The organism is Candidatus Neomarinimicrobiota bacterium (assembly GCA_021734025.1).
Lineage (GTDB): Bacteria > Fidelibacterota > JAANXI01 > JAANXI01 > JAANXI01 > JAANXI01.
In genome coordinates, this window is the sequence record JAIPJS010000002.1 from 86984 (window position 1) to 104012 (window position 17029).

11 protein-coding genes are annotated in these 17029 nt (G+C 50.3%); all 11 read right to left on the reverse strand.

Annotated elements, in window-relative coordinates:
- Positions 1 to 179: 179 nt before the first annotated feature.
- The 11 genes from K9N57_02625 to K9N57_02675 all read right to left on the reverse strand — a co-directional run bounded on the left by K9N57_02625 (position 180) and on the right by K9N57_02675 (position 16732).
- Positions 180 to 4589: a T9SS type A sorting domain-containing protein gene (locus K9N57_02625; protein MCF7803063.1), complete on the reverse strand. Its 4410-nt coding sequence runs from the start codon at positions 4587 to 4589 to the stop codon at positions 180 to 182.
- 381 nt (positions 4590 to 4970) lie between these two features.
- Positions 4971 to 5654 carry a hypothetical protein gene (locus tag K9N57_02630; protein ID MCF7803064.1) on the reverse strand — a complete coding sequence of 228 codons (684 nt, stop codon included), beginning with the start codon at positions 5652 to 5654 and terminating at the stop codon, positions 4971 to 4973.
- Positions 5655 to 5773: 119 nt separating this feature from the next.
- Entirely contained in the window at positions 5774 to 6238 is a 465-nt protein-coding gene (locus K9N57_02635) for a zinc ribbon domain-containing protein (GenBank protein ID MCF7803065.1), read from the reverse strand.
- Between the two features lie 69 nt (positions 6239 to 6307).
- Entirely contained in the window at positions 6308 to 6661 is a 354-nt protein-coding gene (locus K9N57_02640; GenBank protein ID MCF7803066.1) for a P-II family nitrogen regulator, read from the reverse strand.
- 369 nt (positions 6662 to 7030) lie between these two features.
- A complete protein-coding gene (locus K9N57_02645; GenBank protein MCF7803067.1) occupies positions 7031 to 10156 on the reverse strand; it encodes an efflux RND transporter permease subunit in 3126 nt (1041 codons plus the stop codon).
- 198 nt (positions 10157 to 10354) lie between these two features.
- Complete coding sequence (locus K9N57_02650) at positions 10355 to 12016, reverse strand: efflux RND transporter periplasmic adaptor subunit (protein ID MCF7803068.1); 1662 nt, start codon at positions 12014 to 12016, stop codon at positions 10355 to 10357.
- A gap of 4 nt (positions 12017 to 12020) precedes the next feature.
- Positions 12021 to 12464, reverse strand: a complete 444-nt coding sequence (locus tag K9N57_02655; protein ID MCF7803069.1) for a hypothetical protein — start codon at positions 12462 to 12464, stop codon at positions 12021 to 12023.
- A 10-nt stretch (positions 12465 to 12474) separates the two neighbouring features.
- Positions 12475 to 13752 (reverse strand): TolC family protein, encoded by a 1278-nt coding sequence (locus K9N57_02660; GenBank protein MCF7803070.1) that lies wholly within the window; start codon positions 13750 to 13752, stop codon positions 12475 to 12477.
- Positions 13753 to 13854: 102 nt separating this feature from the next.
- On the reverse strand, positions 13855 to 14217 hold the full coding sequence (locus K9N57_02665) for a hypothetical protein (protein MCF7803071.1): 363 nt from the start codon (positions 14215 to 14217) through the stop codon (positions 13855 to 13857).
- Positions 14218 to 14609: 392 nt separating this feature from the next.
- Entirely contained in the window at positions 14610 to 15839 is a 1230-nt protein-coding gene (locus tag K9N57_02670) for an ABC transporter permease (GenBank protein ID MCF7803072.1), read from the reverse strand.
- On the reverse strand, positions 15836 to 16732 hold the full coding sequence (locus K9N57_02675) for an ATP-binding cassette domain-containing protein (protein MCF7803073.1): 897 nt from the start codon (positions 16730 to 16732) through the stop codon (positions 15836 to 15838). Before K9N57_02675 ends, K9N57_02670 begins: the two co-directional genes overlap by 4 nt.
- Between the last annotated feature and the right edge of the window lie 297 nt (positions 16733 to 17029).

Sequence of the window (17029 nt, forward strand, 5' to 3'; positions counted from 1 at the left end):
TGGATTGAAATGCAATAAATCTGATGACAACAAGAAAGTACGAGGCATCTCTCTTTCTTGCAAGATGAGAACAATCAAGGATTTATGAACATCAACATGCAATTAATGAAACATAAATATAAAACCCCGGCTGCAAATGGTTTCGCAGCCGGGGTAATTATTCAGACATTTTAATGTAACTATTTCACAAGAACCATCTTGTGTACCTGGGTGAATTCACCCGTCCGGATTCTGTAAAAGTACACACCGCTGGAGTATTCCGAGGCATTCCACCGGATCGTGTGATACCCGGCATCTAATTGCTTATTAATAAGCGTTGTTACTCGCTGTCCCAGCAGATTATAAACTTCCAGCCGGACATTCGATGCTTCCGGTAGTCCGAATTGAATTGTGGTTGCCGGGTTGAACGGATTCGGATAGTTCTGAGACAGTGTGTACCGATCCGGGAGATTGGAGTTACCATTCTCCGGTTCAATAGCGGTGATTGCATCAGGGCCGCGAAATACCACGACACCGTTAGCATTAGTTGCCAGCCAGATGTCTCCGTTGGATGCGACAGACAATCCCTCGACTGCTGATCCCGGATAGTTGGAGTTCAGCGAGTTGTATTCAGTCCATTCCGATCCGTCGTACATACCGACGCCGGCAATTCCATCAAAGTTGAGGTCGAAACCGACCCAGATATTCCCCTGCAAATCTTCATCAAGCGATGTTATGGTTTCACCTGTCAGGTCCGGTGTAAAGTCGGTCCAAGTGCTGCCGTCAAACCGAGCAAGTGTCCCGGCTGAAAATCCACCTCCGAAATATACAATGATATCATTTTCTGATGTTACAAGTATCTCTCCGACTCTGTCATCCAGAAGCGGGTCATCGTAATTCGTCCACGTTGCCGAAGTCGTATCATAAGAAGCCAGACCGTTTCCATAGGTTCCTATCCAAACTTTTCCATTTTTATCGAGGGCAACCGAGGTTACTTCATCCCCAGGCAGATCAGAATTGCCGGTAGTCATCACCGATTTTATCGTATCCCGGGCGCTTGCCAGCCCGATATCGGTGGCAATCCAGACAGAGCCGTCCGCACTGGCCTCAATATCGTTAATATTAGCACTTTCCAGCGCTGAATTAGAGGTGTTGAAATTCGTCCAGACAGTCCCGTCATACCGGTAGACACCATCATCACGCGTACTTTGGGCCATCCAGATATTGCCGGAGGCGTCCTCCTCTAGCACGTCGATCGCCTCTATTTCAATGCCGCTTTCGCTTTTATTGTACAGATTCCATTTACTATAGTCATATTCGACCAATCCGCCGCGAAACGGCGAACCGAAAAATCCGGAACTGGAATTCACGCCAATCCAGACTTTTCCGTCAGAGGCGTGGAGAATATCCGCAGTAGAATTCGATGGGAGTCCTGTCTTTGAAAGGTCCAAATCTGTCCACTGTGATCCGGATTTTCGAACAAGGCCCGGCTTTCCATCCAATTCACCAAATGTGGGCTGAATTTTTGTCCCTACCCAGGTCTGCCCGGACTCGTCAACCAGAACGGCACTCACATTATCACTGAGAATTCCGGAATTATCCTCATTGTAGACTGAGAATCCGGCTCCATCGAAATGGACCAAACCTCTGGCCTGTGTCCCGGCCCAAACATTGCCCTCGCTGTCGAAGTCGATGGCCTGGACCCAGTCATCCGGGATGTCGGAGTTATCTTCATCGTACACCGTAAACTCGCTGCCATCATACTGTATAAGTCCGGCAGATAGTCCTCCGGCTCCAATCCAGAGAGTACCCGATCCGTCGACATTAATCGCATCAATTTGATTGGCGGGCAGGTCCGAATTATCACTGGTATACTCGGTGAAATCAGCGCCGTCAAATTTGAATAACCCACTGGCTTCAAATCCGACCCAGATATTCCCTCCCTGATCAACTGAGAGGGCATTTACCCTATCCGGCGGAAAGCTGGCTCCGTCATTTTCCGACATAGTATAGTTCGTAAATTCCGAACCGTCATATCGAGCTAATCCCCCGTTCGCGCTACTTAACAGGGAGTACGAGCCGGAAACGAACCATATATTATCCTCGCTGTCCACTGAGACAGCAGTCACCTGATCATAGTGGAGGTCGCCGGATTCACTGTTAAAAATGGCCCAATTACCGTTGCTATACCTCACAAGCCCGTTATTTGATGTTCCCAGCCACTTATTTCCCTGGGAATCGATAGCAACTGACAGCACGTTCCCCAGATGGACGCCGGTGTTCCCCTGGTTCATCAGGTTCACTTCATCCGTTTTTTCGTTCACGAGCACCAAACCGCCATTGGTGGCAACCCAGAGAGAATCGCCTTCTTTGGCCAAATCGTAAACCACTTCACTGTTCTTGTAGACCTGCCACGCTGTGGACGGTCCGGAACTCTCGCTAAAGATCTCGATAAAACCTGTCTGTTTCAGCGTATCGGTCCCATAGGTGTTTTCGGCAATCAGTGTTACATCATATGTGCCGGCGGCACTATACGTCACTGTTGGATTGCTTACGGTTGATGTTGCAGGGGAACCTCCCTGGAAGGTCCATTCAAGGCTGGTTGGGTTGCCAGCGGATTCATTGTGAAATGTTATTGTTGTCCCTTCATCACCGCTACGTCCCGTAGTGGAAAATTCGGCCACAGGCGCGGAACCTCCCTGCATCAGATCGACTCCGGCGGCACCATTTACGATCCACTTATCACCATTATCGCCAAAGGCTACTGCCCGGACATCATTGCTGGCCAGCCCGGAATTGTTCTTACGATAATGTTCAATCTGGCCACCGCTGAACCGGATAAGTCCGTTGGTCCGCGTGGAAATCCAGACGCTGCCGCTGGCATCCGTGGTAATATCGTTTACGATTCCGCCGGGATACACGGAGTTTTGTTCTCCGATGATAGTCCAGGAGCTGCCGTCAAACCGGGCAATTCCTGCACCGTAATCATCATCCCATCCCAGTCCGGCCCAAACGATATTATTATGATCAACCGTTACCGAGTGAATCAAAGCCCCGGTGAGATTTGTGGATTGCGGGCTGTACTGGGTCCAGGTGGTTCCGTCAAACATTATTACACCGTCGCGCCGGGTACCGATCCAGGCGTTACCGTTCCCGTCAATATCGATTGAGGTCACATCATCCAGTGGGACGCTCGTGTTATTGGAGGTGTACGTAGTCCACTGCGAGCCGTCGAACGTCGCGATCCCACCATCGAAATCCTGGGTGACAATCCATGCCGTCCCGTCAGATTCCACCGTGATATCCACAACGACATCCTCGGGCAGTGGCGAACCGAACCCCTCGAAGACTTCCCACGTCGAACCGTCGTAAATGCCGAGTCCATCGTCAGTTCCGGCATAGATGTTCCCGTTTGGTCCAACAGCTACCGATAACACCGTATTATTCGGCAGACCGGAGTTCGAGGTATTAAAAATTTCCCAGGTGCTGCCATCGTATTTCACCAATCCGTACCCATCGGTCTGAGACTCTTCACCGGTACCGATCCAGACGGTTCCATTCCCATCGATGGCAACATCACCAGTCATGGAAGTCTGCTGTAGTCCTGAATTGTATGTCTCATAGGACGTCCAGGTGCCACTCGCCAGCTTTGCCGTTCCCGAATTCGTTCCCATGTAAAGCGCTCCGCCTGACTTCAAAATAGCGTGTACAGAATTTCCCGGGATATCGGAATTCGACTCATTATGCGTATTCCAGGTACTACCATCGTATGTGACTAATCCGCTTTCAACCGTTCCCACATAGACGCTGTCTCCACCTGCTGCTTCCAGAGATGTCACAATGTCCGTTGAGGGAATATTCGACGTCTGTTCTGACCAGGTGGAGCCGTCATAGTGGAACAGTTCACCAAAGTCGTTTCCAGCCCAGACATGACCCTCAGTATTTGTTGAGAGCACACCGACATTCACAAAATCTATGGTCGTATTATCTTCCACAAGCGTCCAGTTCGACGGAGAATTTAGAGCAAATTTGGCAATACCGTCGTTGTCCAATCCCACATAGGCCGTATCATCGGACGTGATTTCTATGGTATAATAGTTATCCGGCTCACTATAATCGGGTGATTCATATAGTTTCCATTCACTCCCGTTATACATATAAATCCCGTTGGAATGAGCAACCCAAACCGAGTCGCCTGCATCAACAACCACATCATTGATTTCGTTACTTTCCAGCATTGACGACCCCGAATCGAAGGTCGACCAGGTGCTTCCATCGTATTTGATTAAGCCGGATGCATTAGTCCCAATCCAGAGTGTCCCGGAGGAATTTAATGCCAGTGCGGTAATTGCATTTCCCGCTAACCCGGAATTGGCATGTGTATATTCTGTGATATTTCCGGAAGCCTTGTCAATCTGAAAAAGTCCTCCCATCGTCCCGACCCAAATTGTTGATTCTGTCTCAACCAAGTCGGTTGTAAGTTGACTTGCAGTATAATTTTTCCAATCGATATCCTGGGCATTGATAACCAATGGAATAGATAAAAGAACGGCAACCAATCCGTTGGATAGGACCCTGCACCATCGTTTGAAATTCACACCTTCACTCATAGGCTTTTCCTCCGTTATTTTGGTTATTTATTCCTAACGGTACGGGATAGACAAGGGGGCAAAACCTGAGGATTCACTGGTCGTTACGCTCGGATCCAGGTTGAACTCACATATTATCCCCTACCAGATTTTCTTAATCTTTTCATCCGTCAGACAGGTAAGAATTTTTTACCTGTACTGAGATAGGTCAAAGCGTAAAAATCATAATGGTGACTTTCAAGGTCACATTAAAAATATAACAATAGGATATTTTATTTCGGTGGTTTGGTGTGATACAAATCAACAAAACGTGAATTGAAGGAGATAATACTTTACAGAAAAAATTCAGAGCCGCCGGATCTGGACCGGCGGCTCTTCATGCACTACCTTATTTAAAAGATACTATTCTATTTCATGCATATGATCGTCTTCGTGTTCACTTTCCCCTGCGCCGGAATGTATATCTTCTCCCATACTTTGTAATTTCGTCAGGTCGAGAGTCTCACGAAACATAACACTCGACTCTTTCTCCGATGGCAGCCCTGAAATGGAGACGGACACCTTTGCCTTTTTGGCCTCGAGTTCCGAAAAGTTGAACTCACCCCAGAGCATGGAATTCCTCATGTCTTCGCCATGCCCCATCTGCTCATCGGAATGGTCGCTTATATGATCATTGTTCATCTCCGCCTGATCACTGTGCATCTGCTCGTCGCTCATGCCCATTTGGGCGTCATCTTGCATCATTGTTCCATCATCCGATTCGTCCTCCATCGATGCCTGTTCCATCATTGCATGAGATTTGAGTTTAACCGAATGCTTCTCGCCGGATTTCAGTATAACCATAGCCTCGCCTGTGGCATCTTTGACTTCTATGGGATTCTGATTATAATCGTATGCATACACGGCCAAACCGTGAGTCATCGGCACAATCTCAAAGTGATGCTGGCTAGTCATAACGACGGTCCCGTCGTGCATCATCGCCTGCTCATGAGAATGCCCGGCTTTGTCCTCCATCTGTTGGGCGTAAAGATGAGGGACAGCGAAAACAAGGCTGAAGATAGTGAGTATGATTAAACTTCGTTTCATTGTTTCCTCCTTTTCTTAGTCATCATCTTCTTGAAATGATGGTACGAATCGTATGTTATGAATCCCTCACTGAATCATCACAATTGTGTAACAAATCACTATTCCAATGGTCAATCCAATTAATCGGCGGACACCTGATACTTCATAGATACCGCTGCCGCCATTTGCTCGACAGTTTTTCCGTCTTCCAGACCATTTTGGATAAACCGTTTGACCTCAGTCGCTCCACCAGGCGCCGCACAGTCACATGCCGCCAGATTGTCGTTGCAATCGCCGCAGGGACACATAAACTGCTCCGCCACCTGGATAACTTCCGCCCTCAGGGCTTGCTGTTCCGGGGAGGTCATCGTCTGTTGAGGAGCATCATTGCCGCTCATCAGTATAAATCCGACGACGATAATTCCCAGCACTCCAAGGACAAGGGCAGGTATCGGAATTGTAATACCGTTTTTGCCCAATTTCCCGGATGATTTTTTCTGCGGCTGCTTTTGTTTTTTATCTTTTCCCTTCGTGGCCGCTCCACAGGAGGGACAAAATTTTGCGTTTTGCTTTTTTATCTCGTTTCCACATTGTGTACAGTACATAATATTCCTCTGGTTCGTTTTGCGTTATCTTATCAGGAAAGATGGCATTTTTATCTCACCAAACTATTGCTACTCAATACAATCCAGCGCTTCTTCATCGGCGCGTCCGGATCGGATTTTCACCACATTCTGCACGTCACTCACAGCGATCAGACCGTCGCCCGCCCCGCCAGTGTAGGCATTCTCCCGTATAATTCCAATGATGGTCTCAACGGCTTCACCGCTGCAGATGAGTTCCAGTTTGGCCACTTTGGAATAGCGCTCCACGTATTCCATGGAGTACTTGGCTTTGGATTCATCGATGAGTCCAGGGCCGAGCGCCATTACATCAATGACGGTGACGCCGGTAAGTCCCATCTCCTCCAGCGATTCGATGACCTCGTTGACCTTTTCCGTGCGTATGTAAGCTTTGATTTCTTTCATAAATTTGCTCGCTTCCGATTGCCAGTTGTTCAACCCCTTCAGAGGGAAAAGTTGGAAATCGTGTTAATGTTTTAATGTGCTATAGTTGGTACGTTTCAAATCCATTGTCATAAGTCCGGTGCCCTCAGTATCCAGTCTCTTTTTTCCACGTTTTTAATTTTCCCCGGCACGACGGGCAGTATTCTTCAATTAGCGTTTCTTGCGCACCTTAGAAGCTTTATCCTTTTTGCTTCCTCCTCATTCCACTAAGGATTTAATAGTCATTCATCATTGCTGTTACAACTAACCACGAACAACTAACAAATGGATTAAGAGTAAGATTAGGATTAAGATTATGATGAAAAACCCCAGCCCTATTACCCCATCCACTCATTCCTCCTCCAGCGCCAGGTTTACCACCGTATTCCGCTTCCAGAGATAAAAGATCGTCGGCATCACCAAGAGCGTCAGCACGGTCGCGGTAAACAATCCACCGACCATCGGCGCCACAATCCGCTTCATCACCTGGGAACCGGTGCCGGCACCGTACATAATCGGTACCAGTCCGAGGATAGTGGTAGCCACCGTCATAATCACCGGCCGGAGACGCTGTACCGCACCGTCGATGACCGCGTCAAACACATCCGATGGCTTGTACGCGCCCTCGTACATCGGCTTCTCCTTCAACGCGTTATTCATGTACACCAGGATGACCACCCCCAGTTCGGCCGCCACCCCGGAGAGCGCAATGAACCCAACCCCCACGGCGATACTGAAATTGTACCCCAACAGCCACATGAGCCAGAATCCGCCTACCGTAGCCAGCGGGAGCGAGATCATTACTAAAATACTCTCGGTAATATTTTTAAAGTGGATATATAAGAGCAAAAATATCAAAACCAGCGTCACCGGTACGACGACCTGCAGGCGCTTTTTCACCCGTTGCATGCTTTCGTATTGTCCACTCCAGACCAGACTGTATCCTTCAGGGAACTGGACATTCTCATTCACTACTTGTCTGGCTTTCTGAACATAGCCACCGATATCAGAAGTATTCAAATCCACGTAAATCCAGGCGGTACGCCGCGCGTTTTCGCTCTTAATCATCGGCGCGCCCTTTTTGACCTTGATTTCCGCCACCTGGCTAATGGGTATCTGTGCTCCGGTAGGCGTTGGCACCAGAGTTCGCCGGAGTTTGGTCAGATTATCCCGGAGCTCCCGGCCATACCGTACGTTAATTGGATATCGTTCCAGTCCCTCGACCGTATTGCCGACATTCATCCCCCCGATGGCAGACTTGATCACGTCCTGCACGTCACCAACGGTCAAACCGTACCGGGCAGCTTCGTCCCGGTTGATCTCGAAGTCGATGAAGTTTCCGCCGGTAACGCGCTCGGAGTAGACGCTGGCCGTCCCCGGCACATCCTGGAGGATTCCCTCGATCTCCTCGCCGATATCGGAGAGGGTTTGGAGATTTTCGCCCATCAGTTTGATCCCGACCGGCGTTTTGATACCGGTTGCCAACATATCGATACGGGTTTTGATGGGCATCGTCCAGGCGTTGGTAACTCCCGGAAACTGGATGGCGTCGTCCAGCTGCTGGATTAGGTCATCCATGGTAACTCCCGGCCGCCAATGTTCCTTGTCTTTGAGCATGATAGTAGTTTCGATCATGGTCAGCGGCGCCGGATCGGTGGCAGTCTCTGCCCGGCCGATCTTTCCAAAGACGGTCTCCACCTCTGGGAACGACTTGATAATCTTGTCCGTCTGCTGCAGGAGTTCCTTGGCCTTGGTCACAGAAATTCCCGGCGGAGTCGTGGGCATGTACAGCAGATCCCCCTCATTGATGGGCGGCATAAACTCCGAGCCGATTTGCGAAACCGGGTAGGCCGTCACCAGGAGTAAGATAGCTGCAATTGCCACCGTCGTTTTCCGGAATCTGAGTACCACCCTCAGGAGCGGCTCGTACATCCAGTGCAGCGCCCGGCTTACCGGATGCTTCTCTTCCGTCCGAATTTTACCACGGATAAAAAAGCCCATGAGCACCGGCACCAGCGTCACCGCCAGAATCGCAGAAGCCGCCATAGCATAGGTTTTGGTGAACGCCAGCGGCTTAAACAGGCGGCCCTCCTGCGCCTCCAGGGAAAATACCGGGATAAAGGACACGGTGATAATCAGAAGCGAATAAAACAACGCCGGGCCGACTTCTTTGCTGGCACGCAAAATGAGCTGCCAGCGCTCGGCGTTGTCCTCCGGCTGCTCACGTTCCAGATGCTTGTGGGCGTTCTCGATCATGACCACCGCAGCATCCACCATCGCCCCGATGGCGATAGCTATACCTCCCAGGCTCATAATGTTCGCGTTAATGCCCTGGTAATACATGACGATAAACGACGCCAGGATTCCCAGTGGGAGCGTAACAACAATGACAAAACTGGATCTGAGGTGCAGGAGGAACCCGATAATAATGAGCGAAACCACCAGCATTTCTTCACCCAGTTTGTGATACAGGTTCTCCACTGCCTCCAGGATGAGCGATGATCGGTCATACATCGGCCGGATCTCCACACCCTCCGGGAGCCCGGGCCTCAGCTCCGCCAGTTTCTCTTTCACATCTTCTATGACTTTCAGCGCGTTTTCACCGTAACGCATCACGATAATGCCACCGACCACTTCGCCCTCGCCATCCCGTTCGGCGATGCCCCGCCGGAGTTCCGGCCCGGTATGGACGTTCGCCACCTGCTTCAGCAGGATGGGCGTACCGCTCTCATCCACGCCAAGGGGAATCTTCTCGATATCCTCAATGGATTTGATATACCCCAGACCGCGGACCATATACTCGGTCTCGCCCATCTCCAGCACCCGGCCGCCAACATCCTGGTTGCTCTGCTTGATCTGCATTTTCACGTGGCGCAACGGAATGTTGAACGCCGCCAGCTTGTTGGGGTCGACTTCCACCTGGTACTGCTTCACGAAGCCGCCGACGCTGGCAACTTCCGCCACCCCATCGACGCTCAGGAGTTCATATCTGAGGAACCAGTCCTGAATAGATCGCAATTCTGCTAATGAATGTTGCTCGCTCTCCACAGAGTACTCGTATACCCAGCCGACGCCGGTGGCGTCCGGGCCGAGCTGAGGCGTCACGCCGTCCGGGAGTCGATCCGAAAGGGAACTGAGATACTCCAGCACCCGGCTTCTCGCCCAGTACATATCGGTACCGTCCTCAAAGATGATGTAGACGAAAGACGTTCCGAACATGGAGTAGCCGCGCACCGTCTTTGAGTACGGAACAGACATCATTGCCGTGGTGATGGGATACGTCACCTGATCCTCCACTACCTGCGGTGCTTGTCCGGGATAATCGGTCTTGATAATTACCTGCACATCACTGAGATCCGGGATGGCGTCCAGCGGGGTGTTGGTTACGGCAATGTATCCGGCGCCGATCAGGAATAGTGTCGCAATTATCACCAGGAATCGGTTGTTAATTGACCATTCTATAATTCGTTCAATCATGTGATATCCATAACTATAATTTTGTTTTCCGAGAGCTGCCGCTTTAAGCCGTTAGAATATCGGCTTAAAGCGGCTATCCCTATCATTTGCTCATTATTCGATATAGCGTCACCGACACGTTTAACAGTGAAGAGAACCTCACAGTAGAGACGTTTCATGAAACGTCTCTACAAATCACGCCTCCGCCAGTTAACACCGCTAATTCATCCCTTCGTGCCCGCTCTGATCCTCAGACATCTCCATTTCTTCCCCCGAATCCATTTCCATGGTTGTGTCGGCCGGAGCGGATTCCGATGAACCCGATTCCCGCTTCGAGAGCATCTTCTGGAGGGCTTCCTTCAGTTTGCTTTCGGAATCCAGCAGGAACTGTCCGGACGTGACGACCGTCTCTCCTGCACGAGCACCGCTCAACACTTCGTAGTATCCGTCGCCGCTAAGTGCACCGAGTTTCACATCTCTGGGCGCAAAGTGACCATCGCCCAGGGCGATAAATACTAACGTCCGCTCGCCAGACCAGATGACTGATTCTTCCGGTATCGCAGGGACGTTCTTTCCGATCTCGGAATGTACCCGCAGATTGGCGTACATCCCCGGCTTCAATTCGCCGTTGGGATTCGGGAAGACTGACCGCACTTTCACCGTCCGGGTTTTTTCTTCCAGATAGGGATAAATGTAATCAACACGCCCCTCATAAGTTTTGCCGGGTGTATATGAGAGATTCATTTCCACCTGCTGATTTTCCTCGAGCCACGGGAGTTCGTATTCGTAGAGTTCCGCCTCCACCCAGACAGTCGAAAGATCTGCAATCTCATACATACGCATTCCAGGCTGCACTCGCATTCCATCAATGGCGTTCGTAAAGACCACGACCCCGCTGAAGGGGGAATACAGGGTCATAGTCTTCCGAACTTCACCTGTCTGTTCTAAACGATTTATTTGTTCCTCAGAGATATCCCAGAACTCCAGTCTGCGGCGGGCCGAGCTCAGCAGATCTCCTGATGCGCCTCCACTTCGCTGGGCGCTTCGGTACGCCTGGAGGTATTCCTCCTGGGTGGCGACCAGCTCCGGGCTGTAGATTTCGACCAATGGCTCACCCTTTTTCACACGTTCTCCGGTGATTTGCACATGAGTCTCCTCAATGTATCCAGTGACTTTGGTATGAACATGTGCAAGATTGGTCTCATCATAAACCACGTTACCAACCGCCCGGATTTCGCGGGTCAGATTCCGTTTTCGGACTGGTGCGGTACGAACGCCCATATTCTGCACGACCGTCGGATCAATGGTAATGGTATTTCCGAGGTTACCGACCTGATTCTCGTAGACCGGTACCAAATCCATCCCCATGGGGGATTTCCCCGGCTTATCCGAGATATAACTGGGATCCATCGGCGCCTGATAGTACATGATTTCGCCTTTACCCTCCACTTTGGAAGCCGTCGCGTTCCCGCTTCCGCCACTCCGCTTCATCGGGACAAGATCCATCCCGCAGATGGGGCACTCACCCGGTTCGTCCTGCACCACGTTCGGATGCATGGAGCACGTCCAGAGCTGCCCGGCCTCCTCCTGACTGCCCTGCTGCGACGTCTGGTGTTCGCGTTCCTCGTGATTCTCCGGCGCTGCTGCCTGTTGCGTATTTTTCATTGGCACCAGATCCATGCCGCAAATCGGACAATCGCCCGGCTGATCCTGCACCACATTCGGGTGCATCGAGCAAGTATAGAGCGTCTGCTCCTCGGCGGTCTGTTCTGTTTTTTGTGCTGCATCCTCACTGGAACAGGTGCTGAGACTCAGCAAACCACCGAGGATGGCGATGCCCGCCAGAATTGGGATTACCTTCTTTATGTACGTCAATCTCATCGAATTATTCTCCGGCATTCATTTGATGTTCGTGTTCGCTCTGATCATCCATTACGACCAAGTCCATCCCGCATTCGGGGCACTCACCCGGTCCTTTTTGTACAACATCAGGATGCATCGGGCAGGTGTACATAGCATTCTCAGAAGTCCCCATACGCTCCATATCGTTATGGCCTTCCATCGCCTCTCCGGAGGCTTCAACTTCCGAGGCCGGTTTCAAGTCCATTCCACAGATGGGACATTCGCCATCTTCGGACATTTTGACGTTCGGATGCATGGGACAGGTATAGTATTCGACATCGCTGGCAGAGGATTGATCCATCTGCTCCATAGTCTGCGTTTTATTCGTTTCGGTGTTTTCACTTTCGCCGGAACAGGCGGTAAACAGAAAACTCATTCCAACGATGGATATAGCAATCAGGGTTTTCGAATTCAGTCTGTATTTCATAGTTATCTCCTTACAGGTTCAGGTCCGTGCCGACGGCTTTTTCCAGCTCGGCCAGACGTTTGAAGTAGGTGGCTTGTTCTTTATAGTGATTGAGCCTGAATTGTACGATCATTCGCTCACTGTCCAGCAGGTCGAGAAAACTGACCGAGCCGGTTTTGTACGCGGCAAGCGCGGATTGCAGCGTCTGCTCTGCCTGGGGAATGAGCGTAGAATCATACAACGCTAGCGACTCACGCGTTTGCTGAATCCGGAAATGTATGGTCCGGACCTCCGATTCGGCGGCGTTCCGCTTGTCGGCATACCGGTACTGCACTTCCGACAGGCCGAGCTTCGCCTCCTGCACCCGTGCCTTATTGGCCCCGAACCAGAGCGGTAAATCGATTTTTGCCATAACCGCGAAGGCATCCGCGCCTGGTGTCGGTGCTCCCGGCAGCGATGTATTACCGATTGTAATATAATTCATGCCAACTCCCAGCGACGGAAGATTCATCTTTTGTCGCAGAGATACTTTGGCACGATTGGCTTCGATCATCTCTTTCAGCCCCTGCAGATCCTCTCGATAGGTTGACAGGGAATCCAACAATTGTGATTCTGTCAGATTGTATTCCGGTAACGCCAGCGTATCGATAGATTCCACCCGTGCATCGATGGGACGATTCAGGAGCGCATTCAAATTATGGGTGAACGTGCTGCGCATCTCCCGAAGGTTCAGGAGACGTTCGTCAAGTTTCGAACGCTCAACCTGCGCCTTGAGGACGGAAGTCTGCATCCCCTTTCCGGTGGCGTACCGCGTCTCGGCGATATCCTGGAAGGTACCGACCAGTTCCTGATACTCGATGACTGTTTTTATGGATGCTTCTATCCAATACAGGTCCGCCCAGGCGGATTTGACTTTGGCGATGACTTTGCGCTTCACCGCTTCATAATCCTGTTTGGCTTTGGCGGTTTGTCGCTGGGCGATAGTGCCCTTGAGTCCGGTGGTGCCCCAGAGCGGGATCATCTGGTTCACAGCAATCTGCTGATGCTGGGGGCCGTTCCGGGTTTCGACGGATTCTACAAACTGAGTGAAGGAGAGTTGCGGTTCCGGCCAGGCCGACGCGACAGTAATATTTTCTCGCGCGGCCTGCCAGGCGGATTCGGTGGCGCGAACATCCGGATTGTTCTCCAGCGCCAGCGATATCGCCTGCTCCAGGTTCCGGACGTCACCGGCATCTTTCTGGGGAAAAATTGTGTTGGGTATAGTTGCCACAGCCAGTATCAGACTGAGGTATACAACGATAGATTTCACAGTGTTCCTCTCTCATAAATTGGTTCACAAATTCAGTACAGACTTGCTGAACAGATGTAGCTGTTCGACAATCTTACTTTATGTCAACAATTTTGAGAGAGATCAGATTATAAGAATAGAATGTTCGGCGAGTTTTTCGCGGGAGGAATCGAAGAGGCCGCTGACCACGGTGTTGATGCGAAATCGAATCTGGTCAGTTTTTTGGTGCACGACCTTAGTCAGTCCGGTCATGGCTGCTTCGGGCAGACTTTCGGCTTTCACCTTGGTTTTTGGAGCTTCGGCATTCACTTCCAGAGAGTCAGGTGTTTTTTTATCTCCGGGCAGGCAGGAATTCATCTCCATACAGGAATCATCCATAACGGACTCTTCCCCGGCTTCTGCAGTCTCGGAATTCGCCATCATGCAGCAGGACATTTCGCATGCCTGTGCCTCCATTTCGAGACCGGCCAGTAACGGTGCGGCCATTCCTGCCAGCAGGATAAAAACGAGGGATAATATTGTGACCTTTTTTATCATGGTCGGAAAGATAGGCCAGAATTTATCCGGAGTCAAGCCTCTGTTTATAACATTTATGTCACGGTTGAATTTCCATTTGGGATATTTCACCAACACAACTCACCCTCTGGCTTCCTCTCTTCGGAGGAGCGGGAGAACGCATGAGATTAACCATACTATTCCCCTTCCTCTTTCGAAGAGAAAGGGGTTAGGGGATGGAGTTGTGTTTGAAATATGAGCAAGATGCCATCTTGCTCTACAAATATACCCCCTGTCGGTAATCGCTCCGAGCGTCACCGACAGTTTTCAATTGCGTGAAATCGCGAACGGCGCTATAAGCGGCCGTCCGCGAAAGTAAAGAATCACGCTCGCATCCATCGAATAATCTCTGGCAGGGTCGGCCGCTTCCCGTACATCAGGATGGCCGTGGAAAACACCTTGCCGGCTAACCTGATTGTTATGTACGTAAATGACACCAGCAATCCCAGTGATACGACATATTCCCAGACCGGCAGCGTGGCAATGTTCATCCGGAGGATCATAAAGAACGGCGTCAGCGGCGGGATATAACTGAGAATCTGCACCATGGTGGATTCCGGATTGTTCATGGCAAACGGTAGAAAAATGATTGGCGCAATGGCAATAAAGCTCATCATTCCACTAATCTGCTGGGCCTCCTGTTCCGAGGTAAATATGGAACCAATAGCCGAATAAAACGCCGCATATAACAAAAATCCTGGAATGAAGTAGACGATAAACCCCAGCAGACTGGACAATTCAATGAGCGAGGTTCCCTTATACACGGCCGCGGCCTGCCCCACAGTCATGTAAATGGCAATTTGGACAACTCCCATGGCGCCGAGGCCCAGAATCTTCCCGGACATCAGCGTGTTCGGTGTAACCGAACTGACCAGCACCTCCACTACCCGGTTCTGGCGTTCCTCCAGGACGGAGCGCATTAAGATCTGTGATGACATAAAAACCGCGAAAAACAGGAGCATGATGTAAAAGTACGGGCCGAAAAACGCCATCAACTCATTCCCCTGAGATACCTCGTCTCCTTTGATCTCAAACGCCTCTAAATTCACCTGGCGTGTTATTTCAGAGATTAACTCCGGATCGAGATCCTGTTGTTTCATCCTGTATTCTGAAACTATCGAAGTCAGTTCGTTCTGCAGCCTGCTGAGGTCCTTAAAATTTCCGACATTTTTCCCGTAATATTCCGCATCCCGCGTATCCAGAATATCCCCGGGAAGCACGAGATATCCATTAATCACGCCATCGTTCAGCAGGGAATCAGCGACGGATTTTGCGGCTTTCAGTTCCCTGCTCCCCAGCGGCAAAAACTGATACTGCGGCCGTCCGTCCTTTAGCGTATACTGTTCACCAACGGTAGTCCGGAGCTCCTCACCTACCCAACCTGTCTCGTCAATAAGTGCAAAGGTTTTCGACTGGGTATCTTCCTGCATCAACAGCGTCGGGAGCACGGCAAATCCGAGGATTATTAGCGGCAGTACCAGTGTCGATATCAGGAACCACTTGGATTTAATCCGGTGAATAAATTCCCAGCGAGCAATCGTCAGGACTTTCATTCGGCGCCCCCCCGCACTCTGTCGATAAATATTTGTTCCAGAGATGGCTCTACCACCTCGTACTTTCGGATCGGGATCTCCTCTACCAGCGTCTTGAGATAATCATGCGGAGCGATGTCATCCCTGAGTTCTCCCAGGAGCTCACCGTTCTCAAATTCTGTATAGGTAAAAGCAGAATCCTCGCGTAGGTGTTCCAGGGAGGCATCGCTACGGATACGAACAGTCTGAGTGCCGTACTCGCGCTTGATTTCCCGGAGATTGCCGTTCAGCACCGCTTTCCCTCGACTTATGAGACAGATACGCTCGCAGAGTTTTTCCACCTGTTCCATCTGATGGGTTGATAGTAAAATCGTTGTGCCCCGATCCTGTAATTCTCCTATGATTTCCTTAATCAGCACCTGATTTACCGGATCAAGTCCCGAGAACGGCTCGTCCAGTATCAACAGTTTGGGTTCATGGATAATGGATATGGTAAACTGAATTTTTTGCTGGTTTCCCTTGGACAGCTCTTCGATTTTATCCTCGGCACGGTCTAACAAGTCAAACCTCTCCAGGTAAAATTCCGTATTCTCTTTCGCCTTACCGGGAGTCATATTTTTTAATGCGGCAAAATATTCCACCACCTCGCGGACTTTCATCTTTTGATACAGTCCCCGTTCCTCTGGCAGATAACCGATTTCATCTTTCTGGTCGAGAGTCAACGGCTTTCCATCGAGCGTAATTTGCCCACTGTCCGGCTGAATAATTTGCATAATCATCCGGATAGTCGTGGTCTTCCCGGCGCCGTTCGGGCCAAGTAAACCATAGATATCACCAGCTCCGATGTTCAGAGACAGATTTTCGACGGCCATGACGTTTTCAAACTGTTTAGTGATTTCTTTCACCTCAAGCATTGGCTTTACCTTTGTGCGAATTCTTGTTGGCTAAGGTGTTGAAAAACCGGGTTAAATATAAAACGAAATTAGATATGGGGAAACGGATTTGTGTTATCTAATTATTCACGTCAAATTTGTTGTGGGGAACACGAACCATAGCACACAACCCAACTCACCCTCTGTCTCCCTTTCTTCGGAAGAGAGAGAATGCACGAGTTAAACCATTCTATTTCCCTTCCTCCTCCGAAGAGGAAGGGATTCAGGGATGGAGTTGTGTCTTTCAGAATAAGCAACATATCATCTTGCTTTATTTAC